20 protein-coding genes are annotated in these 24,984 nt (G+C 69.0%); 7 read left to right on the top strand and 13 right to left on the bottom strand.

Translation table 11 applies throughout. The features are described from left to right. Positions 1-104 precede the first annotated feature (104 nt). The gene (locus BHS09_RS16745; RefSeq protein WP_140798351.1) at positions 105-440 is read right to left on the bottom strand and encodes a hypothetical protein; all 336 of its coding nucleotides are present in this window, start codon (positions 438-440) and stop codon (positions 105-107) included. 158 nt (positions 441-598) lie between these two features. Here BHS09_RS16745 and BHS09_RS16740 point away from each other — a divergent pair, with 158 nt between their 5' ends. Continuing rightward, complete coding sequence (locus BHS09_RS16740; RefSeq protein WP_140798350.1) at positions 599-2,365, top strand: HEAT repeat domain-containing protein; 1,767 nt, start codon at positions 599-601, stop codon at positions 2,363-2,365. 4 nt (positions 2,366-2,369) lie between these two features. Further along, entirely contained in the window at positions 2,370-3,680 is a 1,311-nt protein-coding gene (locus tag BHS09_RS16735) for an HD-GYP domain-containing protein (RefSeq protein WP_140791236.1), read from the top strand. Here the strand turns inward: BHS09_RS16735 and BHS09_RS16730 are convergent. From BHS09_RS16730 to BHS09_RS16695, 8 genes are all read right to left on the bottom strand, one after another. After that, positions 3,661-4,698 carry an RluA family pseudouridine synthase gene (locus BHS09_RS16730; protein ID WP_140791234.1) on the bottom strand — a complete coding sequence of 346 codons (1,038 nt, stop codon included), beginning with the start codon at positions 4,696-4,698 and terminating at the stop codon, positions 3,661-3,663. The two genes, BHS09_RS16735 and BHS09_RS16730, sit on opposite strands and share 20 nt — an antisense overlap. Before the next feature lie 8 nt (positions 4,699-4,706). Then, entirely contained in the window at positions 4,707-4,970 is a 264-nt protein-coding gene (locus tag BHS09_RS16725) for a hypothetical protein (RefSeq protein ID WP_011553384.1), read from the bottom strand. A gap of 85 nt (positions 4,971-5,055) precedes the next feature. After that, entirely contained in the window at positions 5,056-6,882 is a 1,827-nt protein-coding gene (locus tag BHS09_RS16720) for a helix-turn-helix domain-containing protein (protein ID WP_140798349.1), read from the bottom strand. Then, positions 6,879-7,832 carry a P-loop NTPase gene (locus BHS09_RS16715; RefSeq protein WP_140791230.1) on the bottom strand — a complete coding sequence of 318 codons (954 nt, stop codon included), beginning with the start codon at positions 7,830-7,832 and terminating at the stop codon, positions 6,879-6,881. Before BHS09_RS16715 ends, BHS09_RS16720 begins: the two co-directional genes overlap by 4 nt. 220 nt (positions 7,833-8,052) lie before the next feature. Continuing rightward, complete coding sequence (locus BHS09_RS16710) at positions 8,053-8,646, bottom strand: HNH endonuclease (RefSeq protein WP_140791228.1); 594 nt, start codon at positions 8,644-8,646, stop codon at positions 8,053-8,055. Beyond that, complete coding sequence (gene selA, locus BHS09_RS16705; protein ID WP_140798348.1) at positions 8,643-10,040, bottom strand: L-seryl-tRNA(Sec) selenium transferase; 1,398 nt, start codon at positions 10,038-10,040, stop codon at positions 8,643-8,645. The genes BHS09_RS16710 and selA overlap by 4 nt, the downstream gene beginning before the upstream one ends. A 135-nt stretch (positions 10,041-10,175) precedes the next feature. Next, positions 10,176-10,379, bottom strand: a complete 204-nt coding sequence (locus BHS09_RS16700; RefSeq protein ID WP_011553379.1) for a cold-shock protein — start codon at positions 10,377-10,379, stop codon at positions 10,176-10,178. A gap of 229 nt (positions 10,380-10,608) precedes the next feature. Next, positions 10,609-13,014, bottom strand: a complete 2,406-nt coding sequence (locus BHS09_RS16695; RefSeq protein WP_140798347.1) for a lytic transglycosylase domain-containing protein — start codon at positions 13,012-13,014, stop codon at positions 10,609-10,611. A 107-nt stretch (positions 13,015-13,121) separates the two neighbouring features. Here BHS09_RS16695 and BHS09_RS16690 point away from each other — a divergent pair, with 107 nt between their 5' ends. Both BHS09_RS16690 and BHS09_RS16685 read left to right on the top strand, forming a co-directional pair. Beyond that, positions 13,122-15,365 carry an ATP-binding protein gene (locus BHS09_RS16690; RefSeq protein ID WP_140791222.1) on the top strand — a complete coding sequence of 748 codons (2,244 nt, stop codon included), beginning with the start codon at positions 13,122-13,124 and terminating at the stop codon, positions 15,363-15,365. Between the two features lie 85 nt (positions 15,366-15,450). Then, positions 15,451-16,113, top strand: a complete 663-nt coding sequence (locus BHS09_RS16685) for a TFIIB-type zinc ribbon-containing protein (RefSeq protein WP_140791220.1) — start codon at positions 15,451-15,453, stop codon at positions 16,111-16,113. A gap of 23 nt (positions 16,114-16,136) precedes the next feature. Here BHS09_RS16685 and BHS09_RS16680 read toward each other — a convergent pair whose 3' ends face one another. Further along, positions 16,137-18,104: an ABC-F family ATP-binding cassette domain-containing protein gene (locus BHS09_RS16680; protein WP_140798346.1), complete on the bottom strand. Its 1,968-nt coding sequence runs from the start codon at positions 18,102-18,104 to the stop codon at positions 16,137-16,139. A 122-nt stretch (positions 18,105-18,226) separates the two neighbouring features. Here BHS09_RS16680 and BHS09_RS16675 point away from each other — a divergent pair, with 122 nt between their 5' ends. Beyond that, positions 18,227-19,918, top strand: coding sequence for a serine/threonine-protein kinase (locus BHS09_RS16675; protein ID WP_174259284.1), 1,692 nt, complete (start codon positions 18,227-18,229; stop codon positions 19,916-19,918). Positions 19,919-19,978: 60 nt separating this feature from the next. Here the strand turns inward: BHS09_RS16675 and BHS09_RS16670 are convergent, their stop codons facing one another. Next, complete coding sequence (locus BHS09_RS16670) at positions 19,979-20,716, bottom strand: SIR2 family NAD-dependent protein deacylase (RefSeq protein WP_140791216.1); 738 nt, start codon at positions 20,714-20,716, stop codon at positions 19,979-19,981. 99 nt (positions 20,717-20,815) lie between these two features. Between BHS09_RS16670 and BHS09_RS16665 the strand changes: the two genes are divergently transcribed. Continuing rightward, positions 20,816-21,301 carry a GAF domain-containing protein gene (locus BHS09_RS16665; protein ID WP_140791214.1) on the top strand — a complete coding sequence of 162 codons (486 nt, stop codon included), beginning with the start codon at positions 20,816-20,818 and terminating at the stop codon, positions 21,299-21,301. 21 nt (positions 21,302-21,322) lie between these two features. Here the strand turns inward: BHS09_RS16665 and BHS09_RS16660 are convergent, their stop codons facing one another. Further along, a complete protein-coding gene (locus BHS09_RS16660; RefSeq protein WP_140791212.1) occupies positions 21,323-22,234 on the bottom strand; it encodes a pseudouridine-5'-phosphate glycosidase in 912 nt (303 codons plus the stop codon). A gap of 75 nt (positions 22,235-22,309) precedes the next feature. On the opposite strand from BHS09_RS16660, the gene BHS09_RS16655 reads away from it, so the two are divergent. After that, entirely contained in the window at positions 22,310-23,221 is a 912-nt protein-coding gene (locus BHS09_RS16655; RefSeq protein WP_140796475.1) for a DMT family transporter, read from the top strand. A gap of 15 nt (positions 23,222-23,236) precedes the next feature. Here the strand turns inward: BHS09_RS16655 and BHS09_RS16650 are convergent, their stop codons facing one another. Beyond that, positions 23,237-24,937: an FHA domain-containing protein gene (locus tag BHS09_RS16650; RefSeq protein WP_140798345.1), complete on the bottom strand. Its 1,701-nt coding sequence runs from the start codon at positions 24,935-24,937 to the stop codon at positions 23,237-23,239. Positions 24,938-24,984: the final 47 nt, after the last annotated feature.

The following is a 24,984-nucleotide window of genomic DNA, read 5'->3' as shown; positions in this document are numbered from 1 at the left end:
GGCGAGGCGCAATCCTCGCCGCCTCGCTCATTTCCGGGGCGGGTGCGGCGTGCCTCCTGAAACCCCGTCCAGGAGGCGGCGAGCACCCACCCGGGCCGTCACGCTCAGAGCGGCGAGTGGGAGGACGGCACGGGCTCCGGCGGCACGAGGCCAGCGGCCTCCGCGGCCTCCGCGCACACGTACTCCGTGCGCAGCGGCGTGACGATGCCGAAGGTCGCCGCGAAGACGACGGGGCCCCACCACGGCCAATACACATCCACGCGGGAGAAGCCGTGCTGGCACTCCGGCGTCACCACATTCGAGGTCGTCAGCCCGGCGACCAGGCTCACGCCGGTCTGCTCTTCGGGCGCGCCTCCGCGCGGCGCGCCGGAACGGAGGCTCATCCGGAAACACCCCGTCAACGAAAGCAGCAGCAGCGAGCACGTCAGCAACCGCGCCATGGACGTCGCCCCGTTCCGGCGGATGACGCATGTGGCAACACAACCGGGAATCCCCGTCATTCTCATGCCCCGTCACGGGGACGACACCCAAGCCATGAGACTGCTACGGGCCGTCTCCTGGGTCGCCGTCCAAAATCGGGTTAGGCTTGGGTGACAGCATGGCCCACCCCCCTAAAGCCATCCAAGAATCCAGCGCGGAGCCCCAGCTTTCGCCTGAGGCACGCGAGAAGGTTGAATTGGCGAAGACGTTCGCCTTCCACCTGCTCAAGGGCATCAAGCAGATCGGGATGTATCGCCACAACGAGTCGCGCTTCCCGGAGTTCCTCGGGAAGGCGCTCGAGTCGATTGCCTCCTACACCGACAAGTTCGGTCCCCTGTCGATGAAGGTGGAGCAGCAGAACTTCCTGCTCCTCGGTGAGTCGCTCTTCTCCGAGGACACCCCGCTGCCCTACAAGTTCTTCCGCGACGGCATCCGGCAGCTCATCTTCCGCCCGGGCCTCACGGTGGAGGAGCTGACCACCTTCACGCTCATCGCCCTGTCCGAGCCGGAGCGCGGCGCGGAGGACGTGCTGGCGCAGCTGTGGCGCGCGAGCATGGAGCACGTGGAGTACGTGGTGGTGGAAGGCTTCTCCATGGAGAACGCCAGCGAGGAGGAAGTGCAGGTCGAGGTGGACAAGGTGGTGGGCTACCTCTACTCGCGCCTGCAGACGAACTCGGATGACTACCTGCGCTTCGCGCGCGTGTCCGCGGAGGACCTGGACGCCAAGCTGGACGGCGTGGAGCAGATTCGCGGACTCGTGGTGGGTGGACGGCATGCCTCGGACGAGCTGAAGGCGAAGCTGCAGCGCGAAGTCTCCGAGGAGGAGAACGCCCGGCTGTTTCCCAAGCTGGTGAGCGCCGTGTTCCAGGTGGTGGAAGGCGGCGTGGATGACGCGTCCCTGCTCGAGGAAATCTTCGTGCAGTTGCTGGACATGCTCCTCCTCCAGGACGACTTCGGCACCATCAACCAGATCGTCCTCAAGCTGCGCGCGCTGTCCCAGCGCGAAGGCAGCGAGGACCTGGCGAAGATGTTGGAGAACTTCCTCCACAAGATGGGCGAGGAGCAGCGACTGATGCGGGTGGGCGAGTCGCTCAAGTCGACGCGACCGAAGAACCCCGCGGACGTGTCGCGCTACCTCCAGGTGTTGGACCGGGACTCCATCATCCCCCTGCTGTCGGTGCTGGAGAGCATCGAGGTCGCCGACAACCGCACCCTGCTATGTGACGCCCTCGCGGGTTTCGCGCGCGAGGTGCCCGAGCCCTTCGTCGCGCGGCTGATGTCAGAGCGGCCGCAGACAGTACGCGACATGGTCTACATCCTGGAGAAGAGCAACCACCCGGACCGGGTGAAGATGTTCGGCCAGGTGCTCAAGAGCCCCAACCTGGTGGTGAAGTTGGAGGTGCTCAACATCATCGGCCGCGGCCGCACGGGCGAGGCCCGGCGCATCATCATGGACGCACTCACGGACTCCATCTCCCAGGTGCGCATGCTGGCGGCGAAGCTGCTGCCGGAGTTCGACCGCGACAAGGGCTACGCGGACCTGATGCGCCTGGTGCGGGAGCCCGGCTTCGACAAGAAGACGCCCGACGAGCGCGCCGCGGTGTACGCGGCCATCGGCTCCACGGGCACCCCGGGAGCCCTGTCGATGATGCAGCAGATGCTCGCGACGAAGCCCTCGCTGCTCAACAAGAAGCGCGTGCTGGAGGACAAGCTGCTGGCCATCCACGGCCTGGGCGGCGCGTGCTCCATCCAGGGCTACAAACTGTTGCAGGCGGTGGTGGAGGACAAGAACCAGCCATTGGAGGTCCTCACCTCGGCTCGCAAGGCGATGTACCAGACGAAGAAGGCGCTCTTCGGAGACTCGGCGCTGTCGGAGGAGGCATAGGCGTATGGCCGACAACCTGAAAATCACCCAGTCGCAGGACGAGAACACCAGCGAGTTCGGCCGCGAGCACAACGAGAAGCTCCAGAGCCTGGCGCGCTCGTTGGTGGCCGGCATGTACATGCTGGTGCGCTCGGTGAAGATGTATGACCCGGAGAACGCGGTCTTCCAGAAGCCGCTGCACCAGCTTCAGGACATCATCAATCAAATCATCGGCAAGGAAGGCCGCCTGGAGCTCACGGGCGTCAAGGAGTCGTTCTACCTGAACGGCATGCTGGTGAAGGTGGACCTCAACTCCATCGAGAACCAGCGATACCTGCTGACGGAGCTGCGCTCGAAGGACGTGGGCGGATTCACGCTCACCAAGCCCGTCACCGTTCCGGAGCTGAAGAACTTCATCTGGATCTTCAGCAAGGAGCAGACGACCGCGTCCGAAGAGGACGGCCTGTCCAACCGCAAGCTGCTCAACATGCGGGTGGCCAAGTTCTCCAAGCTGAAGGAGAAGCTGAACAAGGACCTGGACAACCCGGGCGACCAGAAGGTGGACCGCAAGAAGTACGCGATGACCATCTACGCGCGCGCCGTGTTCTTCCTCACGAAGTACCTGCAGTCGGTGCGCGCCGGAAAGCCCATCAACGCCTCCAAGGCGCTGCGCCTGGTGCAGGACTTCGTCGACATCTCCTACGAGCAGCGGACACACTTCCTGGGCATGACGACCATGCGGCGCGAGGACGACTACCTCGTGTACCACCAGGTCAACGTGTGCCTCATGAGCGTCGTCTTCGGCGCGGAGCTGGGGCTGACGAAGCCGCAACTGCGTGACCTGGGCTACATCGCCCTCTTCCACGACGCCGGCATGGCCACGCTGTCGGAAGAGCTGTCGACGAAGCGAGGCGCGCTGACGCCCGAGGAGAAGCAGACGGTGCAGCGCGCGCCGCTCATCTCCGTGCGCAACATCCTGATGGAGAAGGGCTTCAGCCGCTCCACGCTGCTGCGCGTGGTGACGACGTTCGAGCACAAGACGGACTTCGGTACCGCCGTGCGCGACTCCCGCGGCAACATCCAGATGATCATCCCGAAGACGAACCTCGGGGCGTACGCGAAAATCATCGCCATCTGCGACGCGTACGACGCCCTCACCTCGAAGCGCCCGTACCGGGATGCCTACGGCCCAGAGGTGGCGCTGATGCTGATGTGGTCGGAGATGCGGAACAAGTTCGACCCGGAGCTGCTGGCCGTCTTCATGCGGGTGATGGCCATCCAGCCCGTGAAGGTGCTGTCCAAGCGCCAGCAGTCGCTCAGCGTGTCCGGCCTGTAGTCCGCTTCGAGCCGCCCGCCGCCTTCCGGGGCGCGGGCTGCTTCCGGGTGGCAGGCGGGGCTTCCGGCGCGGGGACGGTGGCCCGGAGCAGCGTCAGGGCCGCCTCCAGGTCCGCGGGAATGGGCGCCTCCAGCTTCAGCACCTTGCCCGAGCGCGGGTGCGCGAAGGACAGGCGCCACGCATGGAGCGCCTGCCGCCCCAGCCGCTCCTGGGCTTCCGACGCGGCGCCCTTCGCCTTGCGTCCGGCGCCGTAGAGCGCGTCGCACAGCAGGGGGTGGCCGGCTTCTGCGAGGTGCACGCGAATCTGGTGCGTGCGGCCGGTGAGCAGGTCCACCTCCACCAGCGCGGCACCATCGAAGGCCTCGAGGACGCGGAACACGGTGATGGCGTTCTTGCCCTCCTTCACCTTGCCCGTGAAGCGCTGGCGGTGGACGGGGTGACGGCCATAGAGCGTCTCGATGCGCCCTTCCGCGGGCGGCACGCCGTGCACCAGCGCCAGGTACGTCTTCTCCACCGCGCGCGTCTTGAAGGCCTTCTGGAGCGCCACCAGCGTCTGCTCGTTCTTCGCCACGACGAGACAGCCGGTGGTGTCCTTGTCGAGCCGGTGGACGATGCCCGGCCGCAGCTCGCCCCCGACACCGGCCAGGTCCTTCACCCGGTGCAGCAGCGCGTTGACCAGGGTGCCAGAGGCATGGCCCGCGCCGGGGTGGACGACCATGCCCGCCGCCTTGTCGACGACGACCAGGTCGCGGTCCTCGTGCAGCAGCGCGAGCGGGAGCTCCTCCGCCAACGGGACGGCGGGAACGGGCGCCGGAATGTGGAGGACGAGCAGCTCACCGCCGCGCAGACGCCGGGCCGGTTTCGCCGGCTGGCCGTCCGCGAGCACATGCCCGGCCTCGATGAGGCCGTGGATGCGAGAGCGTGTGAGGTCCGGGAACGCGCGCGCGAGGTACTGATCGACGCGCTCGCCGCGAGCTTCGGGCGGAGCGCGGTGCTCTCGCGTGTCAGGCGCTACCACGGGAGGGGTTACCAGATCTTCGACTTCACATGCGCCTTCGAGCGCAGGACGATGTCGTTGATCGCCCGCTCGAAGAAATTCATCTTCGTGAAGATCTCCTGGCTGACGCGGCTCTTGTAGAGCTCGCGGCCCTCTTCCAGTTCCTCCTTGAGGACCTCGAAGAGGTTGTCCTGTTCGATTCCCTTGATGATCTTCTGCTCGTTGTAGAGCGAGATATCCGAGGCAATCGCACGGGCGAGCCGCATCGCCTTGACCTTTTCCTCGTCCGTCATCGTGCTACCTACTTAGGCAGCGGCTGGAGGCGAGTCAACTTTCCTCGCAACGCCGGTGACATCCGAGCACTTCCGGGCGCCTCCCCTACTTCCGGCCTGACTTCTCAGAAGACAGGGCCAGGTAGCTCTTGGAGACGCGGAGTGGATCCAACCCCAGCTCGCGGGCGAGGCTCATCAGGATACCTCGCAGGTAGACCGAGGGCGGGAGCAGGTTGTAGCGGTCCGCCTCGACGTTCTCCAGGTGCATGCGCGTGATGCGGGTGCGGTCGGCCACCTGCTGGAGGGTCATCCCCCGGGCCTCTCGGACCTGGCGGAGCAGCTCGCCGTTGAACTCGGCGTCGGATGGGATGTCCGGGACGCGAGGCCGGGGCTCACGGGCCCTCGACGCGGCCTGGGACACCTGCGCCAGCGCCGCCTCCGCCGTGGCGATGGCGGAGTCCTGGGCGATCTGCGGCGCGTCTTCCAGGGGCCGCCCGGGACGCGCCCCAGCCCGGCCCGGCTCGGACGGAGCCGCCGAGGCGGGCGACGGACGGACAGGGACGAGGGCGGTCGAGTCGGCCTCGGGTGCCTGGGGGGCCGGAGGTACCGGGCTGGCGCTCGCTAGAACCGGCGGGAGGGGCTCCGCGCTGGCTTCCGATGTCGGGGCGCCAGGCGCGGCGGTAGCAGGCGCCGAGGGGGATGGCGCCGCCACGGCGCTGACCGTGGCACTTTGCGTGGGAACCGACGCGGCGGCTGGGCCACTGGCCGGAGCTGCCGGGGCAATCACCGTGGCACTGCTTTCCGACGCCGGGGCACTGACGGGAGCGGCCGAGGCGGGAGTCGGTGCGACGGCCGAAGCCGTCGCCGGGGCATCACTGACTGAAGCCGGCGCGCTGACGGCCGCTCCCGATGCAGGCGGCGGCACGGCAGAAGCAGTCACCTGTGCATCGCTGACCGAAGCCGGCGCGCTGACAGTGGCTGCCGTAGCAGGCGTCGGCACAGCGGCAGAAGCAGTCACCGAGGCATCACTGCCCGAAGCAGGGACGCTGACGTTGACCTGCGGAGACGTCGCCGGAATCGGCGCGCTGCCCGTTACCGAAGGGGCGCTCGGGGAAACCGAAGCAGCCTCGCTGGCCGGAACAGTACCAGGCGCCACCGCAGCAGCCCCCTGGGTCACAGCCGTCTCACCCACCGACGCCGCAGGCACCGCCCCGGAGGCCTCGCGCTGCGACTCAGCGCTCGCAGCCATCGTGCCCGTCCCACCACCGGAAACCTGGGGCTGAATCGACGAAGCGGGAACATCCACCGCGCTCCCCAGCCGCTGCGTGTCCTGCAACGAGCTGGACACATACGCGAACGAGAACCCACGGAAGAACGACGCCCGGAAGTCCGCCTGCCCCGAGGACGCCGGCACCGGCTCCACTCGAGGCTCCGTCGCATTGGCCGCGGCCTCCCCTTCCCCGTCCCGCCCCGTCATCGCGGTCTCCGAGTCCTCCACCGGCACGTCTCGCACTGCTCCTGGCCTCCCGTTCGTCCCCGTTTCGGGGACCTGTGTCAAAAGGCCGCCAGTCTGATCTTCCGCGCCGGATGCGGCAACCCCAACAAGCTCCGGCTCCGCACGCTTTTCCACCGGCGCCTCGGCGTGGGCCACCTCGCCCCCGGTCGACACCGCGTCCATCAACCGGCGGGCCGGGAGCCCCAGATCCTTGTCGTACTCGGCGCGCAGCTCTTCGTCGGAGAGAATCTCCAGCGCCTCGGCCATCCGAGTGCGGAGCCCATCCACCTGGCCCTCGTCCACGAGCGCATAGACGGCGATGGAGTCCGGCGAATACAGCTCCATCAGCCGTTCGTATGCCGCCCGAATCTCCTCCATCGGAGCGGTGACGGGGACTTCGAGAATCTCGTAATAGGTCTGCTGCTCGAAGGGCTTCATGGTGTGGAGCGCTGGGGGGAGCCGTCGAGTGTGAGGATACGCGTTGCGATGACCTGAATGGCAGTGGCCGCCGCGGAATCCGGTCGCTCGATGAGGACGGGCTTGCGCTTGCGCACCGCTCGCCACGCCTCGTCGTCGTAGCGAATGGCACCCAGGACATCCATTTCGATGCCAAAGAACTTCTTCCATGCGGCGGCCACCGAGGCGCCCACCGACAGGTCCGCGTCCGTACGCGCCTGATTCACGATCAGCCGGATGCGGAACGCGGAGAGCTCGCGCTCCAGGCGGTCCGCGATGACCGGGTCCTTGCGCCGGGCCTGCGCCAGCACGTCATGCAGGGTGCGCAGCGCCCCCTCGCGGGTGGTGAGCGCATCCTCCACCAGGTCCTCGATGCCGTACTGCGACTCCACCTGCTGGAGCTTGCGGAAGAAGGCCGCCTTCGCGAAGCGGTAGGCGTTCTCCACCGACGTGGGCTCGGGCAGCATCACCAGCACGCCGTGGTCGGCGAGGATGAAGAAGTCGATGGTGTTGAAGCTCGTCCCCGCGCCCAGGTCCAGGATGAGGTAGTCCGCCGACGTGCCCATCAACGTCCGCAGCAGCTTCTGCTTCTGCGCGTACTTGAGGTTGGCCGCGTCCAGCGCATCCTGCGCGCCGGCGATCAGCGACAGCCGGGGCACGCCCGTCGGAACGATGACCTCTTCCAGCTGCGCCTTGTTCCGCCGCAGGAAGTCGGACAGCGTCGCGTTGGGTTGCCCCACCCCCAGGCATGTGTGGAGATTGGCACCGCCCAGGTCCACGTCCACGAGCAGCACGTTGGCCCCGGATTGGGCCAGGGCCACGCCCAGGTTGGCGGACACCATGGACTTGCCAATACCGCCCTTCCCGCCTCCTACGGCGATGATGCGCCGGGGGCGAGGACGGCGTGACAGACCAGGAGGACCGGAGACCATGGGGCTTGGTTCCGTGGGGCCCAGGACACGGGATTCGGTCCGGGGCGCTCGCGAGGGTTGGGACATGCCCCCCCATCAAATCCCGAACCCGGGGTCGCGTCGACTCCCCGACCTTCTGCATCCGTTCAGTGGAACATCCTGGCCCGCGCATGCGCCGGAAACCCGTCACTCCCGGTGTTTCCAGCCCCTGCGGCGAGCCCGGATGCCCACCAGGCAGGCGCTACTCGTCGAGCAGCTCGACGTTCCAGTACGACGCATCCGCCAGGTGCAGGAACGGCAGCCACTCCCGGTACGTCACCTTGCGGGAGGCGCCGCGGAACAGCGGCGTCCAGCGCGGACGCACGGGCTTCTTGAGCAGCTTCATGTGGGCCTGCTCAGGCGTCCGCCCACCCTTCCTCAGGTTGCAGGGCACGCAGGAGCACACGACGTTCTCCCACGTCGTCTTGCCGCCCTGCGTGCGCGGCATGACGTGGTCCAGGTTCAGCTCGCTGCGCGGCAGGTTCTTGCCGCAGTACTGACAGGTGTCGTTGTCGCGCGCGTAGATGTTGAGCCGGGAGAAGCGCACCCGCCCTCGGGGCAGATGGTCATACGCGCTGAGCACCAGGACACGGGGAACGCGGATGGTGCGCTCGATGGTGGTGATGCAGTCCTGCGTCGCGCTCAGCTCCGCCCAATCCGCGAACTCGTAGAGCCGGTACTGCGAGTCGATGGCCTTGGCCACCCCCAGGTACAGGAGCGAGAACGCCCGCTTCACCGAGGTGACATGCACCGGCTGGTAGTACCGGTTGAGGACAAGCACGGCGCTGTTGATCATGGCGGGTTCCCTGGAATGGCGGCCGCGACGGCATCCGCGACAGCCTGGAGCTCCTCCTCCTTGAGACACCGGACGTCGAGGAGCACCTCGCCATCCGCGATCCTGCCAATAACCGGCGACATTCCCCCGCGCAGGCAGTCCAGGAATGTTTCCGGCTTTTCTAGGGTGAGGATGCACGCGGAGGACGGCAACCTGGCCAGCGGCATGGCACCCCCACCCACCTGCCCCACCACGCTGGCCACACGCGCACGCACACCCCGCCCCGTCAGCAGGCCCTGCAGCCGTACCGCCCGGGCGCGAAGGTCCTCCGGCGACTGGGCAAGCAGGCGATGCACCGGAACCTCTTCCGCCCGGCCATCCCGGTACAGCACCAGGGTGGCTTCGAGCGCGGCGACCGTCAGCTTGTCCACCCGCAGGGCCCGCATGAGCGGGTGGGCCTTGATGCGTGCCAGCAGCACGGACCGGCCCACCACGACTCCCGCCTGGGGTCCTCCCAGCAGCTTGTCTCCCGAAAAGGCGACCACGTCCGCGCCCGCCGCCACGGCCTGGGCCACCGTGAGCTCCTGGCTCAGGCCCTCGCCCTGCAGCGGCACCAGCGCGCCCGCGCCCAGGTCCTGGAACACCGGCACGCCGCGCGCGCGGCCCAACGCCGAGAGCTCCGCGACCTCTACCTCTTCCGTGAAGCCCACCAACGCGAAGTTGGAGCGGTGCACCTTCACCAGCAGCGCCGACTCCGGGCCCAGCGCCGCCGAGTAATCCGACAGCCGCGTCCGGTTGGTGGTGCCCACCTCCACCAGCTTCGCGCCCGACTGCCGCATCACCTCCGGGACACGGAAGCCGCCGCCAATCTCCACCAGCTCACCGCGCGACACCACGCACTCGCGGCCGGACGCCAGCGCCGCCAGCACCAGCAGCACCGCGCCCGCGCAGTTGTTGACGACGACCGCGTCCTCCGCGCCCGTCAGTGAGCACAGCAGGCCCACCAACGGAGCGTAGCGACTGCCCCGCTCTCCCTCATCCAGGTCGTACTCGAGGTTGGAGTATCCCCGTGCCACCTCGGCCACGCGCGCCACGGCCGAGGCCGCCAAGGGTGCGCGTCCCAGGTTGGTGTGCAGCACCACCCCGGTGGCGTTGAGCACGGGCCGCAGCCCCGGTGTGGCCAGCGTGTCCAGGGCGTGCTGGACGTCCGCATCCTCGAAGCCTGGCCCGCCTGAGGCCACCAACCGGCCCCGGGCCCGGTCGACCGCCAGCCGGAGCGCGGCCACAGCACGGGCCCTGGGGACTCCACTCAACAGGGGTTCCAGCGACGGGCGCCGAAGGAGTTGCTCGACGGAGGGGAGCGCGCGCAAGAGCGCATTCTTCCCACCGTCTCCACTGTTCGACGGGGCGCCCACGCCCGGAGTCTAGGGGAGCCGCCGGGCAAGTTCCAGGCGAGCCCTGGAACATCGGGGTGACAAAAAGGAAAAGGCCCAGCCTCCCTCGGGGAGACTGAGCCTTCGGACTAAGCGCTATGAGCGCTCAGTAGGTACTCAGACCGGGCGAACGTTCTGAGCCTGCAGGCCCTTGGGGCCACGGGCCACATCGAACTCGACCTTCTGGCCTTCCTGCAGCGTGCGGAAGCCCTGGGTCTGAATCGCAGTGTGGTGGCAGAAGAGATCCTCGCCCCCGCCGTCCTGCATGATGAACCCAAAGCCCTTCGCGTCGTTGAACCACTTCACGGTACCAGTCGCCATTACGCTTCTCTTCGTCTTTCTCTGCCAGCTTCATGAATTGAGCTGGTTGCCACGCCGTGTGAGGGTGCGGCCTTGGCCATGTGTCACGTTTCCGGCCAGTTGCATAGGGGTCCCCCACACGCAGGCACCCTTTTTCCGGGCGTGGACATAACCCGCGGCATCCGCGCCCCATTCCGCACGAATTCTCCACCGACACCACCCAGCAGGCGGCCGGATGGCGGCAGCGCACCTACTTCGCGGCGCTCTTGAGCACCGGCAGCTTGGGCGCCCGTCCGTACAGCAGTTGGTACGTGTTGAACGAGCGCAGCACGCGCTTGATGTAGCCGCGCGTCTCGGAGATGGGGATTTCCTCCACCCATGCGTCCAGCGCCAGGTCCGGCCTGTCGGACCTCCAACGATTCACCGCGCCAGGTCCGGCGTTGTAGCTGCCCACCGCATAGGGCGTGTGCCCGTTGAAGCGCTTGAGCAAGCCGCCCAGGTAGTGGGCCCCCATGCGGATGTTGAGGTCGGGCTGGAGCAACTGGTCCACGCTGAAGCGCTTGAGCTTCAGCTCGCGCGCCACGCCCTTCGCGGTGGACGGCATCAACTGGGTGAGGCCCATCGCGCCCGCCCACGAGAGCGCCTTGGGGTCCAGCGCGCTCTCCTCCCGCATCAACGCCTGGAGCAGGTCCGGCTCCACGCCCACGTCCGCGGTGTGCTTCTCGATGCTGTCGCGGAAGGCGTTGGGATAGGCCACCTCCCACACCACGCGCGTCTCCGGCGTGATGCGCCCGCTCAAGTCCTTCCGCAGCGCCAGCCGCGCCACCGCGTGGGCGGAGCGCTCGTCCCCGGCCTCGTGCAGCACCAGCACCAGCAGGCGCACGGACTCTGCGGGCAGATTGGTCCGGTTGACGGCCAGCATCTCGGACGACACGGCTTCCTTGAAGCCCAGGCGGTACAGCTCCACGCCCGCGCGGAAGTGCGGGTCCTCGCCCATGGGGCCGGCGAACAGCGGCCAGGGGCTGGCGGCCTCGGGCACGGTGAAGATTTCGGCGGACACCTTCTCCAGCCGAGGCGGATCCACCTTCGCCAGCTGCGAGCGCGCCATCAGCCCGTAGTAGGTCGCCGGGTGGTCCACGGAGAGCTTCTCGAACAGCTCCGCCGCGCCCTGGATGTTGCCCTTCTCCTGCATCGTCCGCGCCCGCCAGTAGCGCGCGCGCTCCACGTCGTAGCTCTCGTCCGCCTTGGCGAACTGCGCCTCGATGCGGTCCAGGAACGACAGGCCGGAGTCCTCCACGCCCGTGGTGCGGGCAATCCAGAACGCCTTGAAGAGCGCCTCGCCCAGGAAGTCCCCCTGCGGGTACAGCCGGGCCAGCGTGTCCAGGCGGGCCATGGCCTCCTTCGGACGGCCCGTCTTCAGGTACAGGTCGGCCGCGTAGAAGAGGCCATCATCCGCGAACGAGTGGTCCGGGAACTCGCGCGCCAGCCGCTCGTAGGTCTCCGTGCCCCGCGCCTGGTCGACGATGGAGCGCGACGAGCCGAGCACGTACAGCACGCGCGCCAGCAGGTCCCGGTCCTGGCACTTCTCCGCCACGGGCGTCAGCACCTGGATGGCGCGCGTGTGCTGGCGCTCCTTGCGCATGCCCTTGCCGAAGGCGAAGTGCGCGCGGCAGGCCAGCGGGTCCGGAAGCTCCAGCTTCGGCAGCAGCGGCTCCAACTGCTCCAGGCCGGCCTTGTTCCGGTGCAACTCCACCAGCGCCTCGCCACGCCCCACCCTCGCATCGACGGGCGGCGTCTGCCCCTTGAGGCGCTTCTCGGCCTGCTTCGACAAGGCGGACAGCGGGTGCGCGGCCCACAGGCGCCACAGCGCGGCGCGCTCGGCGGCCTTGTCCTTCTTCTCCGCGGCGATGTCGGCGATGGCCATCAGCGCCTCGGCGCCCACGTTGCGGCCCCAGCTGGGCGCCGCGCGCGACGTGAGCGGCTCCAGCGCGGCCATGGCGCCCGCCGCGTCCTTCTTCTTGCGCAGCACGCGCGACAGGGCCAGCCGCGCGTCCACGTACAGCTTGGACTCGGGTGGCACCTGCTCCAGCAGGACCGCGGCCTCATCGAAGCGGCGCAGGCTCTCCAGCGCCACGCCGCCATGCGTCAGGCAGCGGTCCTTCAGCGCGGGGTAGTCCGGGGCCAGTTCGGCGAACTCCTTGGCGGCGGACGCGTCATCTCCGGCGCGGACGGCGGCCAGGGCGCGCAGGTAGCGCACCGGCGGGCTGTCGCCCTCGTCCTTCAGCAGCTCGCGGGCGCGCGTGTACTGTCCACGGTCGAACGCGTCACGGGCCTCCTTCTTCTTGCCCTCGCCGAAGTACGGCGCCAGGTCCTCCAGCGCGTAGCGGCGGCCCCGGTGCACCACCGGCGTGGGCGGCGCGGCATTGGGGAAGGCGGGGTTGAGCACCTCCACGTAGCCCACCGGCAGCGGCGCCTTCTCCGAGTCGGGAGGGGGCGACAGCTGCGCCTCTGGAGGCGCGTTGCTGGGGTGCTGGGCCGGCGCTTCGGACGCCTCGGGCTCGGCCGGGGTGGACGAAACCGCCTTCGGGGCGGGTGCCTGCGCGGTCATCAGGAGCGCGGAGGCGGCGACGGCGAGCTTGGAAAGGAAGGGCTTCATACGCGGGGGCTGGGTCCCAGGGAAATGCGCGCGGGCTCGCCCCAGGACAACCGGCAGGTCATGGAAAATTTCCGGAGGCTGACACAGGTTAGACTGTCCGCCTCCTCATGGACATCCGGACACAGAGCGCGCTGCTGGCATCCATCATCGGGCTCGCCCTGGGCGTGTCCATGTTGCTGCGGCCCGGCAGGCCCAGGGTACTGACGCTGTACTCCGTCTTCGCGCTGACGGTGGCCGGCTACTACCTTTCGCTCTTCTTTCACAGCGTCTTCCCGGCCGGCGACTACCCGTGGACATCCCGCATCTTCGTGGGCGCCACCATCCTGGTGGGCTCACTGGTGCCGGGCGCGGCCGTTGCCTTCTTCCTGGAGTTCCTGGGCGTCAGCAAGGGGACAAACCTGGTGGGCCGCCGGCTCGCCCTGCTGTCCGCCGTCCTGGGGCTGACCGTGGCTGTCACCCCCCTGGCCGACAAGCTCTGGGCCCGGGTGGGCATGGGCGTGTGGGTGCTGGGCACGTTGCTGACCTACGGTTCATTGCTGCTCCACCGGGTCCGCACCACAGAGTCACGCATCGAGAAGTTCCGGCTGGCGTACCTGGCCATTGGCGCGGGCGCGGCCATCCTCTTCTCCGCGCTGGATTTCCTGGTCAGCTTCGGCATCCCCTTCCCCACGCTGGGGTCGGTCTTCTCCACGCTGTACCTGTTCTTCCTGGCCCACACGCTGCTGCGTCTGCGGCTCATGGACCTGCACGAGCTGCTGGGCAAGATCGCCTCGCAGACGGTGCTGGCCAGCATCCTGGCCGCCGTCTTCACGGTGCTGACTGCGTGGGGGAAGGAGAACACCGGCCTCTTCCTCTTCAACACGGTGGTGGCCGCGTTCGTCATCCTCATCCTCCTGGAGCCGCTGAAGGTGAAGGTGGAGGAGATGGTGGTGCGCATCTTCTTCCGCGAGCGCTTCGCCCTCCTGGACTCGCTGGGCTCGCTGCGCGCGCGCATGGCGAACGTCATCGAGATTTCCGAGCTGGCCCGGCTGGTGCTGGACACGCTCCACGAGACGGGCCGCGTCACGCACGCCTCCGTGTACCTGCTGGCGGAGGACCGGCCCGGATACCGGCTGCTGGATTCGCGCGGCCCGCTGCCGGTGGCCTTCCTGGACACGGCGGCGGCGCGCGGCCTGCTCTTCGCGGCGGCCAGCGGACAGAAGGCGGTGCTGCGGGAGAACGTGGAGCGCCGCATGGCCACCATGCGGCTGCAGGCGGTGGAGGGCAAGCGCTACCGGGACGAGCTCAAGCGGCTCAACGACACGCGCACGGCGCTGGTGCAGGTGAAGGCCGGCATCGCCGTGCCGCTGATGGGCAATGACCGCGTCATCGGGTTCCTCAACCTGTGGGACGAACGGGTGCCGGAGGCCTTCGCGTCCGACGAAATCGCCATCATCCTGGAGGTGGCGGAGCGGCTGGCGACGGTGCTGGAGAACTCCAAGCTCTACGAGAAGATTCGCGAGCGGGACCGCCTGGCCGCGCTGGGTGAGATGGCGGCGGGTCTCGCGCATGAGATTCGCAATCCGCTGGGCGCCATCAAGGGCGCGGCGCAGTGCCTGGACCCGGCGCACTTCCAGGGCGAAGACGCCGAGTTCCTCGAAGTCATCGTCGAGGAGGTCAACCGGCTCAACGGCGTGGTGACGGCGTTCCTCGACTATGCGCGCCCGCTGAAGCAGAGCTTCGGCACCACCGACCTCAACGAGGTGGTCACGCGCACCATGCGGCTCATCCAGAACGACGTGCCGCCCAACCTCCACCTGGCCGTGGAGCTGGACTTGATGTTGCCGCGCGTGGACGGCGACGCGGAACAGCTCAAACAGGTGCTCATCAACCTGGTGCAGAACGCGGTGCAGGCGCTCGAGACGCGCGAGGGCCGCATCAGCGTGCGCACGGAGAAGCCGGAGCGCTTCGGTGAGCTGCGCAGCGCCGGCGCCGAGTTCGTGGAGGTACAGGTGTCCGACAACGGGCCCGGCATTCCTCCGGACCAGCACCCGCACATCTTCGTGCCCTTCTACACGACGAAGCAGAAAGGCACCGGCCTGGGGCTGGCCATCTGCCAACGCATCGTGAAGAACCACGGCGGCAGCATCTCCGTGCAGAGCAAGGTGGGCGAAGGCACCATGTTCGTCATCCGCCTCCCCGCCCTCCCCTCCGAGCAACCACCCGCGGAGGCCACCTCCGTGGACGGCCTGCCTGACGGGAAGCGGCCGTCGCAGTCATTGCCCGTGTCCGACGAACTGCGCGACGCGGGCAAGCCATCGCACGCGGAAGCTCGCGCCAAGCGGGAGCGCCGCAAGCGGCTCCGCGCTTGACGACACCGGGCGGCGAGCCTGGGGAACGCACCTTCCGGACATTGCTGCTTTCGCCCCTGGGGGCGAGCGCCTATAGATCATCCCCATGAGCGCATGCCCCTTCTGCCAGAACTCGATGCAGCTCACGCCCAGCGGTGAGCTTCCCTTGGAGACCTGTGGCGCCTGTGGCGCGGTGTGGTTCGAGGGCGAAGCGCTCACGAAAGTCATGGGAGGCTCCGTGTCGGATGCGCTCCTGCGACGCGCGAAGAACCGCCCAGGATGCTGCAAGGGCTGTCAGGGCGAGCTCCAGTTCGTCCCGGAGTGCACACACTGCGGAACCCGCGCCCCTACCTGTCCACGCTGTGGCTGCGCGCCCCTGCCCGTAGTGGAGGTGTTCGGGGTCCCCATGGAGGTGTGCTCGGGCTGCGCGGGCGTGGCCCTGGACGCGGGCGAGCTCCAGCAACTGCAAGACGCTGTGGAGACGTACCGCAACGAGCCGCTGGATGCCCGCGCCACGGTGCGGCTCGAAGGGCCCCCCTGCTGTGCCGCGTGCCGACGCAAGCTACGGCTGGAGCACGGCTTCGTCGCGGAGGAGCGCCTCTACTGCGGGAGTTGCGCGCCCAGTGGCGCCACCCCCTACCGGGAAAGGTTCAGCAGCCACGACATGCCGATGTTCGTCCCCACCCGGCGTGGAGGCCAGGCCTTCAACCTGGGCGGGTATGCCTCCCAGGGCTTGATGTGGCTGCTCCACCGGATGTTCACCCAATGAGCCGGGCGAGCGCCACGCGGCCCTCACCCCAGTGACGCGGACGCCTCGGCCAGCTTCTCCTGCGCGGCCTCCCAGCGGGCATAGAGGTCTTCCAGCTCCTCCTTGCCCGCGCGGTGCGTTTCCATCAGCGGCTTGGCGCGCGCGAAGTCGTTGTAGAGGGCCGGGTCCGCGAGCTGCTCCTCGCGCTCCTTCTGTCCGGCCTCCACCTCGGCGATGCGCGCCTCCAGCTTCGCGATCTCCTTCTTGAGGGGCCCTTCCACCACGCTGCGGCGCTGGCGCGCCTCCGCCTCCAGCCGCTTGCGGTCCTTCTCCGTCATCGGCCCGGAGGCCACCTTCTCGCCCCGCGCCTGGCCCGCCGCGATGGCCGAGGCCTCCGCCTGCTGGAGCTTCTGCTGGTGGTACAGGTAGTCGTCCAGGTTGCCCGGGTGCGGCGTGAGCTTCCCGTCTGCCACCTCCCACACGTGCGACGCCAGGCCGTTGATGAAGCTCCGGCTGTGGCTGACGAACAGCAACGTGCCGCCGTAGCCCTTCAGCGCGTCAATCAGCATCTCTGCCGAGTCCAGGTCCAGGTGGTTGGTGGGCTCGTCCATCAGCAGGAAGTTGGACGGCACCAGCAACAGCTTGGCCAGCGCCACCCGCGCGCGCTCACCACCACTCAGCACGCCGATGGGTTTCTCCACATCGTCGCCACTGAAGAGGAACGCGCCCAGCACGCCGCGCACGTAGCTCTCCGGCTTGTCCGCGGCCAGCGGGCGCACCTCTTCGATGATGGTGTTCTGCCGGTTCAGCTTGTCCGCGTGGTGCTGCGCGTAATAGCCCACCACCACGTTGTGCCCCAGCGTCACCGTCCCGGTGTCCGGCGCCAGCTCGCCAGCGACCATCTTCAGGAGCGTCGTCTTGCCCGCGCCATTCGCGCCCACCACGGCGATGCGCTGCCCACGCTCCACGCGCCCGGTGAGGCCGTCGTAGATGGTCTGCGCGCCGTACCGCTTGGTGATGGCCTCCAGCGTCACCACGTCGCGTCCGCTCCGCTCGACCTCGGGGAAGCGGAACTTCATCGACGTCCGCTCCTCCAGGACCTGCACCTTCTCCAGCTTCTCCAACATCTTGGCGCGGCTCTGGGCCTGACGCGCCTTGGTGGCCTTGGCGCCGAAGCGGTCGATGAAGCCCTGCAGCTCCGCGCGGCGCGACTCCACCTTCTCCGCGCGGGCCCTCAACAGTTCCTTCTCCTCGGCGCGCAGGCGCTTGTACTCGTCGTAGTTCCCCGCGTACTCGCGCACACCCTCCACTTCCAGGGACACCACCCGGTTGATCTGCCGGTTGAGGAAGTCCTTGTCGTGGGAGATGAGCACCAGCGCCTTGTTGGAGCGGCGCATGAAGTCGTCGAACCACGTGAGCGTGGGCACGTCCAGGTGGTTGGTGGGCTCGTCCAACAGCAGCAGGTCCGGGTCCTGGAGCAGCAGTCCCGCCAGGGCCGCGCGCATCCGCCAGCCGCCGGACAGCGCGGAGGTGGGCTTGGCCAGATCCGCGTCGCGGAAGCCCAGGCCCTTGAGGATGCGCTCGGCGTGGTGGCGGCCGTAGCGGTTCTCGAAGTCGTCCAGCTCCGCGTGCAGGTCCGCCAGGGACTGGGACAGCTCCAGCTGGTCCTCCTCGTCCGTGGCGGCGGCGAGCGCCTCCTCGGTCTCCTTGAGGCGCGCCTCCATGGCATCGCGGCCGGGCACGGTGCTCATCACCGCCTCCACCACGGTGCCATCCGGCAGGCCGGCGATTTCCTGCGGCAGGTAGCCCGCCCGGGCCTTGCGGCTGTACTGCACCGTCCCGGAGTCGGGCTGGGCCACGCCCGCCAGGATTTTCATCAGCGAGCTCTTGCCCGTCCCGTTGGCCCCTACGAGGCCCACCCGGTCCCTGGGACCCAGCGTGAAACTGTCCTGATCGAAGAGGACCTTCTTTCCGTAGGAGAGACTGAGGTCCTGGGCGATGACGAGGCTCATGGCGCCGGGGATGTAACAGCCCGCGAGCCCCTCGGGAATGTCGGATGTGCCTGCCCGTTCGCTCTGGGGCCCTACAGGGGCTTTCCGGGTTGGGCCGGGGCCTGTCTATACTCCGGCCCCACATGGCTGCCCCCTGTCCCCATTGTGGAAGCACCGACGGCGTCGACCACCTCTGCTCAGGCCAGAGCCTCCAGCTCCTCGGCCAGGTGCTCGACGGCCGTTATAAAATCGAAAGCGTCCTGGGCCAGGGCGGCATGGGCATGGTGTTCCGCGCCACCCAGACGTCCGTGCAACGACCGGTGGCGGTGAAGACGCTCAACCCGTCGCTGGCCGCCGCCCCCCAGTTCTTCGAGCGCTTTCGCCGGGAGGCGGAGCTCGCCAGCCGACTGCGGCACCCCAACGTCATCACCATCTTCGACTTCGGCCGGTCGCCGGACGGCACCTGCTACTACGTGATGGAGCTCCTGGAAGGCGAAAGCCTGAAGGAGACGGTGAAGCGCCAGGGCCCCATGTCCCTGCGCCGGGCATTGAGCCTCGTGGAGCAGGCGTCGCAGGGCCTGGCGCACGCGCACGCGGAAGGTTGTGTCCACCGCGACCTGAAGCCGCACAACATCATGGTGCAGCAGCTCAGCGGCCAGGACTTCGTCAAGGTGCTGGACTTCGGGCTGGTGAAGGCCATGGAGTCCGAGGAGGAGGAGCAGCTCACCTCGACCGGACAGGTGCTGGGCACGCCCCAGTACATGCCGCCCGAGCAGGCCGGCGGCGAGTCCGTGGACCAGCGCTCCGACCTCTACTCCATGGCGGGCGTTCTCTACTTCTGCCTCACCGGCAGCTCGCCCTTCGGCGCGAACACGGTGCGCAAGGCGCTGACGGCGTCGCTCACCCAGGCGGTGCCCTCCGTCAACACCAAGCGCCAGGGCGCCCCCGTGCCGGCCACGCTGGATGCCTTCTTCAAGAAGGCGCTCGCCCCGGAGAAGGAGGACCGGTACCAGAACGCGCAGGAGTTCATCGACGCGATGCTGGACACCGTGGCGGACCTCTCCTCCGAGGAGCTCGACGCGATGCCGAGCGGCGGCGTCGCCAGCGCCAGCGAGCGCGGCAGCAACAGCCGCAGCCGTTCCAGCCGTCAGGGCAGCCAGAGCGGCATCCGCTCCTCGCGGGTGGGCGCCTCGCCGACCCTGGGCCGGGGCTCCACGCCGTCCAACGTCGTCGTCGCCAGGGCCCAGGGCGGCGGTGGCGCCACCTCGTCCTCTCCCAGCCGCGTCCGCTCACAGACGTCGCGGTCCGCGCCGCCTCCCCCGCCTCCCGAGCCGGAGGGCATGTCCACCGGCAAGAAGGTGGCCCTGATCGCCGTGCCGCTGGTCCTGCTGGGTATTGGCGCGGCCGTGGTCCTCGGCAACCAGGGTGGCGGCAGCGCACCCGCGACGCCGGTGGTGGTGAACGTCCCCCGCGATGCGTCACCGACCACGACACAGGTCGCGACCGGCACGACGGGAACGCCCGAGGAGTCGTCCGTCCTCACGGTGAGCCTCGACTCGACGCCGTCCGGCGCATCCATCTACGAAGGCGAAGAGATGGTGGGCACCACGCCCACGAAGCTCCAGCTCCGCCGCGACAAGGTGCATTCCTTCAGCTTCCGCATGCCGGGGCACCAGGACAAGGAGCTCACGCTCAACCTGCGCCGGGTGGCCGGGGATACGCAGACGGCAAACGTGGTGCTGGAGCCCGTGCGAGCCGCGGCCCCTGGGCGTTCGCCTCGCCCCCCGCCGAAGCCGTCGAGCCCGTCCGGTCCGGACATCTCCGTCTTCGAGTAGTCCCCCCACGGGCGGCACGCGGAAGCGCCGCAGTGCCCGCCTGTCCTTCCGCCACCCGCGTCAGGCGAGCTTCGCGAGTGTCGGGAGGACTTCCCCGCTCTTGCCTACGACGCGGTGCTCGAAGCGGTTGGAGTTCTCCGCCGGGTCCAGGTTGACGAGCCACGTCTTCCCGCCCGCCTTGCGCACCTGGTCCACGATTCCAGCGGCCGGGTACACAGCGCCAGAAGTCCCCGCCGCCAGGAAGACGAAGCGTCCACCCGAGGTGGCGGCCCGCAGCGAGAAGTCCTCGATGCGCTGGATGTCCGCCGGGTCCAGGTATTCGCCGAACCAGACGATGTGGGGCCGCAGCCGCTTTCCACACGCGTCGCACTCGGGCACCGACCCCGTGGGGTACACGGTGGTGTCCTCAAACGGGGGCCGCTCGCAGCCGCTGCAGCGCGTCTTGAAGAGGTTGCCGTGCATCTCCACCACCCGCTGACTTCCGGCGCGCGTGTGCAGGCCGTCGACGTTCTGGGTGGCGAGCAGGAAGCGGTCCCCCAGATGGCGCTCCCAGGCGACGAGCGCCTCGTGGCCCGGGTTGGGGTGGACGGCGGCGGCGGCCTTGCGGCGCTCCGAGTAGAAGCGCCACACCAGCGCCGGGTCCTTCCGGAAGCCCTCGGGCGACGCCACGGCCTCCACGGGCTGGTCCTCCCAGAGTCCGCTCATCCCGCGGAAGGTGGGAACTCCGCTTTCAGCGGAGACTCCCGCGCCCGTGAGAACGAGCAGCCAGGTATTCGAATCGAGGATGAGCGAATCCATGTCGGCTCCTGTGCGGTGGAAAGCGAATCAAGCTATGGATGGGGCGCTGACCCTACCGGGGCCTGACGCTCGCGGGGGGTCGCCTTGCGAGGTCCCATCATGGCGGAAGTCACCCTGGATCTGCGCGGCATGCCCAAGGCCGAAGCCTACGCCGAGCTGAAGCAGCATGCGCGCGCGGTGCTCGAGGGCATCGATGACGACATCACCGGCATGGCCACCCTGAGCTGCCTGCTGCACCACGCCTTCGGGCACTTGTGGACGGGCTTCTACCGCGTCGTCACGCCGGGCAAGCTGCTCCGCGTGGGCCCCTACCAGGGCACGCTCGGGTGCCTGGAAATCCCCTTCGGAAAGGGCGTGTGCGGCGCCGCCGCGGCGAAGGGCGAGACGGTGGTGGTGGCGGACGTCCACGCCTTCCCCGGTCACATCACCTGCGACGGACGCTCAGCGTCGGAGATTGTCGTCCCGGTGTTCGGCCGCAACCGGGAGCTGCTCGCCGTGCTCGACATCGACTCCGAGCACAAGGGCACCTTCGACGAGGTGGACCGCCGCGAACTGGAAGATCTGGTGCGCTGGTTCCAGAAGTAGCGGCGGCCCGCGTCCGGACACTCAGCTCGCGCGTGCGTACGCCACGGCGAGCTGACCGGCGAAGCGCGCGTTGTTGGTGAGCAGCGCCAGGTTGGCCTTGAGCGTCTTGCCCCCGGTGCGCTTCGCCATCTCCGTCAGGAGGAAGGGCGTCACGGCCTTGCCGCGGATGCCCTGCCGGTCCGCGTCGGCGAGCGTCGCGGCGATGTGCAACTCCACCTCGTTGCGAGGCAGGGACGTCTCCTCGGGTGGAGGCACGGTGTAGAGCACCCCACCCTGCTTCAGTGTCTCGAAGCGGGCGCGGGCGATGCGGGCGGCCGTGTCCACGTCATCCGCGCGGTGCTCCAGGGGAATGCCGGAACCCCGGCTGTAGAACGACGGCAGTTCGTCCGTCCCCACGCCGATGACGGGCACGCCGGCCGTCTCCAGCAGCTCCATCGTCTTGGGCAGGTCCAGCACGGACTTCGCGCCCGCGCACACCACGGCGACGGGGAAGCGAGCCAGCGCGGCGATGTCCTGGGAGATGTCGAAGTGCTCCGACGCCCCGCGGTGCACACCCCCAATGCCACCGGTGGAGAAGACACGGATGCCCGCGGCGGCGGCCATCTCACACGTGGCGCTCACGGTGGTGCCTCCCGTGGCGCGCGTGGCCATGGCGATGGCCAGGTCCCGGGACCCCACCTTGAGCAGGCGCTCCTTGCCCTCCGCCAGCCGGCGCATCTCCGGCTCCTCCAGCCCGATGCACAGCTGCCCGTCGATGAGGGCGGTGGCGGCGGGAACGGCGCCAGCGCGGCGGATGGCCTCCTCGCATGCCCGGGCCGCGGCCAGGTTGTCCGGATACGGAAGGCCCTGGGCCACGACGCTCGTCTCCAGGGCCACCAGCGGTTGGCCGGCCTCGAGCGCGCGGCGCACCTCTTCCGAAAAGCGTAGGTCCATGCCCAGGCGTTTAGCATGCCCGGCTCCAAACGTCGGCTTGCGCGCGCGGCCCCTCGGGCCTATTCCCCTGCCGCCGTGTCCACGCCCACCACCGCCGTTGTGCCCGCCCCCTCACGCGGATTCTCCGTGTCCGACCTGGCCATCGTCGGTGTCGTGATTGCCTGGGGCACCAACTACACGGTGGTGAAGGAGGCGATGGAGACGCTCCCTCCCCTGGCCTTCATGTCGCTGCGCTTCACCATCGCGGCGTTGGCCATGGGCGCGCTGCTCCTCGGCGTCGAAGGCTGGAAGCCGCTTCCCCGCCCGGTGTTCCTCAAGCTGCTGGGGCTGGGGCTGGTGGGCAACACCGTGTACCAGCTGTGCTTCATCCTCGGCCTGGCGAACACCTCGGTGGCGAACAGCGGGATGCTGACGGCGGTGACGCCAGTGCTGGTGGCCACGCTCGGCGCCATGTTCGGCGTGGATCGACTCACCCGCCCGCTCGTCGCGGCACTGGCGCTGGGCGTGTTGGGGATGCTGCTGGTGCTGGGGGGACGCGGCGCGTCCGAACATGGCGCGTCCTTGCTTGGCGACGGGCTCATCGTCGGCGCGAGCCTCTGCTGGGCCATCTACACGGTGGGCATCCGCACCGTGGGTCCGGAGGTGTCCGCGCTGCGCATCACCGCCATCAGCATGCTCACGGGCGCACCGGGCGTGGTGCTCGCGGGAGTGCCCGAGCTGTTGCGCCTGGAAACCGAGAACATCCGCGCCAGCGCCTGGGCAGGCGTCGTGTACTCGGCGCTGGTGCCGCTGGTGCTCGCGTACTTCATCTGGGGCCGCACCGTGCAGAAGGTGGGCAGCAGCCGCGCGGGGCTCTACAACACGGGCATCCCCGTGGTGGCCGCCCTCACGGCGTGGGCCGTGCGTGGAGAGCGGCCCACCTGGATGCAGGTGTTCGGAGCGGGACTCGTCCTCTCCGGCGTGCTGCTCAGCCGGCGGAAGTCTTAGGCGCCGCGGCCCGACTCACTCCCGGCGACCCCGCTCCACCGCGAGCCCGTACTCCTCGATCTTCTTGTCCAGCGTGGGCCGGCTGATGCCGAGCAGCGCCGCGGCGCGAACCTTCTTTCCCGACGCCTCGCGCAAAGCCTCGGCGATGGCATCGCGCTCCAGCCGAGCCACGCGTCCCTGCAGTGTCTTCGCGCCCTCGTCGCCGCCCTCCTGGAACTCCGGGGGCAGTTGCAGCGCGCCCACTCGGCTCGCCGCGTACAGCAGGCCCAGTCGCTCCCCCACCAGCTCCAGCTCCCGCAGGTTCTGCGGCCACGCGTACTCCGTCAGCAGCCGCCGGGCCTCGGGACTGAGCGTCGGTGGCTCCTTGCGAATCCGGCGGGCCGCGCGCGCCGCGAACTGCTCCAGCAGCGGCAGCACGTCCGCGCGCCGCTCACGGATGGGCGGAGCGTCCAGTTCGAAGCCCGACAGCGCCCGAGCCAACGAGGACTCCACGTCGCCGCGCGCCGCCAGCAACGACACCGACGCAGGCGCGGTGGCCAGCACCCGCACGTCCACGGGCTCCTCGCCGCCGTGCCGCGCGGGCGCCGAGCGACGCGCCAGGGCCCTCGCAAGCCGCTCCGAAGCTGGCCGCGCGAGCGATTCCACATGAAGCAGCACCAGCGAGCCCCCATCCGCGCGAAGCAGCGCGGACACGACAGGCGGCTGCCCGGGCGCGCTCGCCCTGCCGAACAGCGCCTCCTCCACGGCCTCGGCCGGCTCCCGGCAGTCCACCACGATGAAAGGCCCCAGGGCCCGAGGTGAACGCGCATGGACGAAGCGAGCCAGCAGCGCCTTGCCCACGCCCGGCTCGCCATGAATCACCACCGGCGCGGCGCTGGCGGCCACCCGGCGCGCCAGCTCCAGCAAGGCCCGCAGCGGCCGGGACGTACCGGAGAGCGCGGCCACTGGCGGCTCCGCATCCACGCGGGAGCGCACGGTGGTGTAGGCCTCGCCACCCAACCGTCCCAGCGCCGCGAGCAACTGGCCCTCGCCCTCACTGAACTTCGGCTCCGCTCGCGTCACGTACAGCACGCCGAAGGGCATGCCGCCTGAGGCGACCAGGGGCGCGCAGAGGACGTCATCCGTCTGGACCAACTCCTTGCGCTCCAGCGCGGCCTGCGCCAGCGCGCGCGGCATCGTCAGCGCCTCCGCGCCCGCCACCGCCGCGGTGAGCAAGCCATCACTGCTCCCCAGCAGCGCGGCCGCGCGGTCGGCATTGAGTGCGTGCGCGACCTCATCCGCCAGGCGCCGCAGCACCAGGGCGCCACTCGTCGCTCCCAGCAGGGCGATGCCCGCCGAGTAAATCGCCGCCGCCGTGCCCACGTGAGGCAACACTTCCTCGATGGGCACCTGCCCCATCTTCTCCGGCCCGTCGGCCACCAGGGTCACTGGAGGCGGCTCGAAGAGGGCCGTCGTCGCGCCCACGCGCACCTGGTCACCGGGCTTGAGCACCACCTCATCCACGAGGCGCTCGCCGTTGACGAACGTCCCGTTGCGCGAGCGCAAGTCGCGGATGCGCGCCTGCCCGTCGAGAACGGAAATCAGCGCGTGCTTGCGGGAGACCTGATGGTCATCCAGCGGGATTTCACACGACGGGCTGCGGCCAATCGTCGCCTCCACGAGCACGTCGTGACGACGCCCCGCGGAAGGACCGGTGAGCAGCAGGAGGGCGGGCATGGGGCGCGGAGCCTAGCGCCCCGCGATGGCTGGGCAAGGCCCCCTGG

The sequence above is a fragment of the Myxococcus xanthus genome, assembly GCF_006402735.1.
GTDB classification, from domain to species: Bacteria; Myxococcota; Myxococcia; order Myxococcales; family Myxococcaceae; genus Myxococcus; species Myxococcus xanthus_A.
Note: the sequence above shows the minus strand (reverse complement) of the source record. Positions and strands in the feature narration are given on the sequence as shown.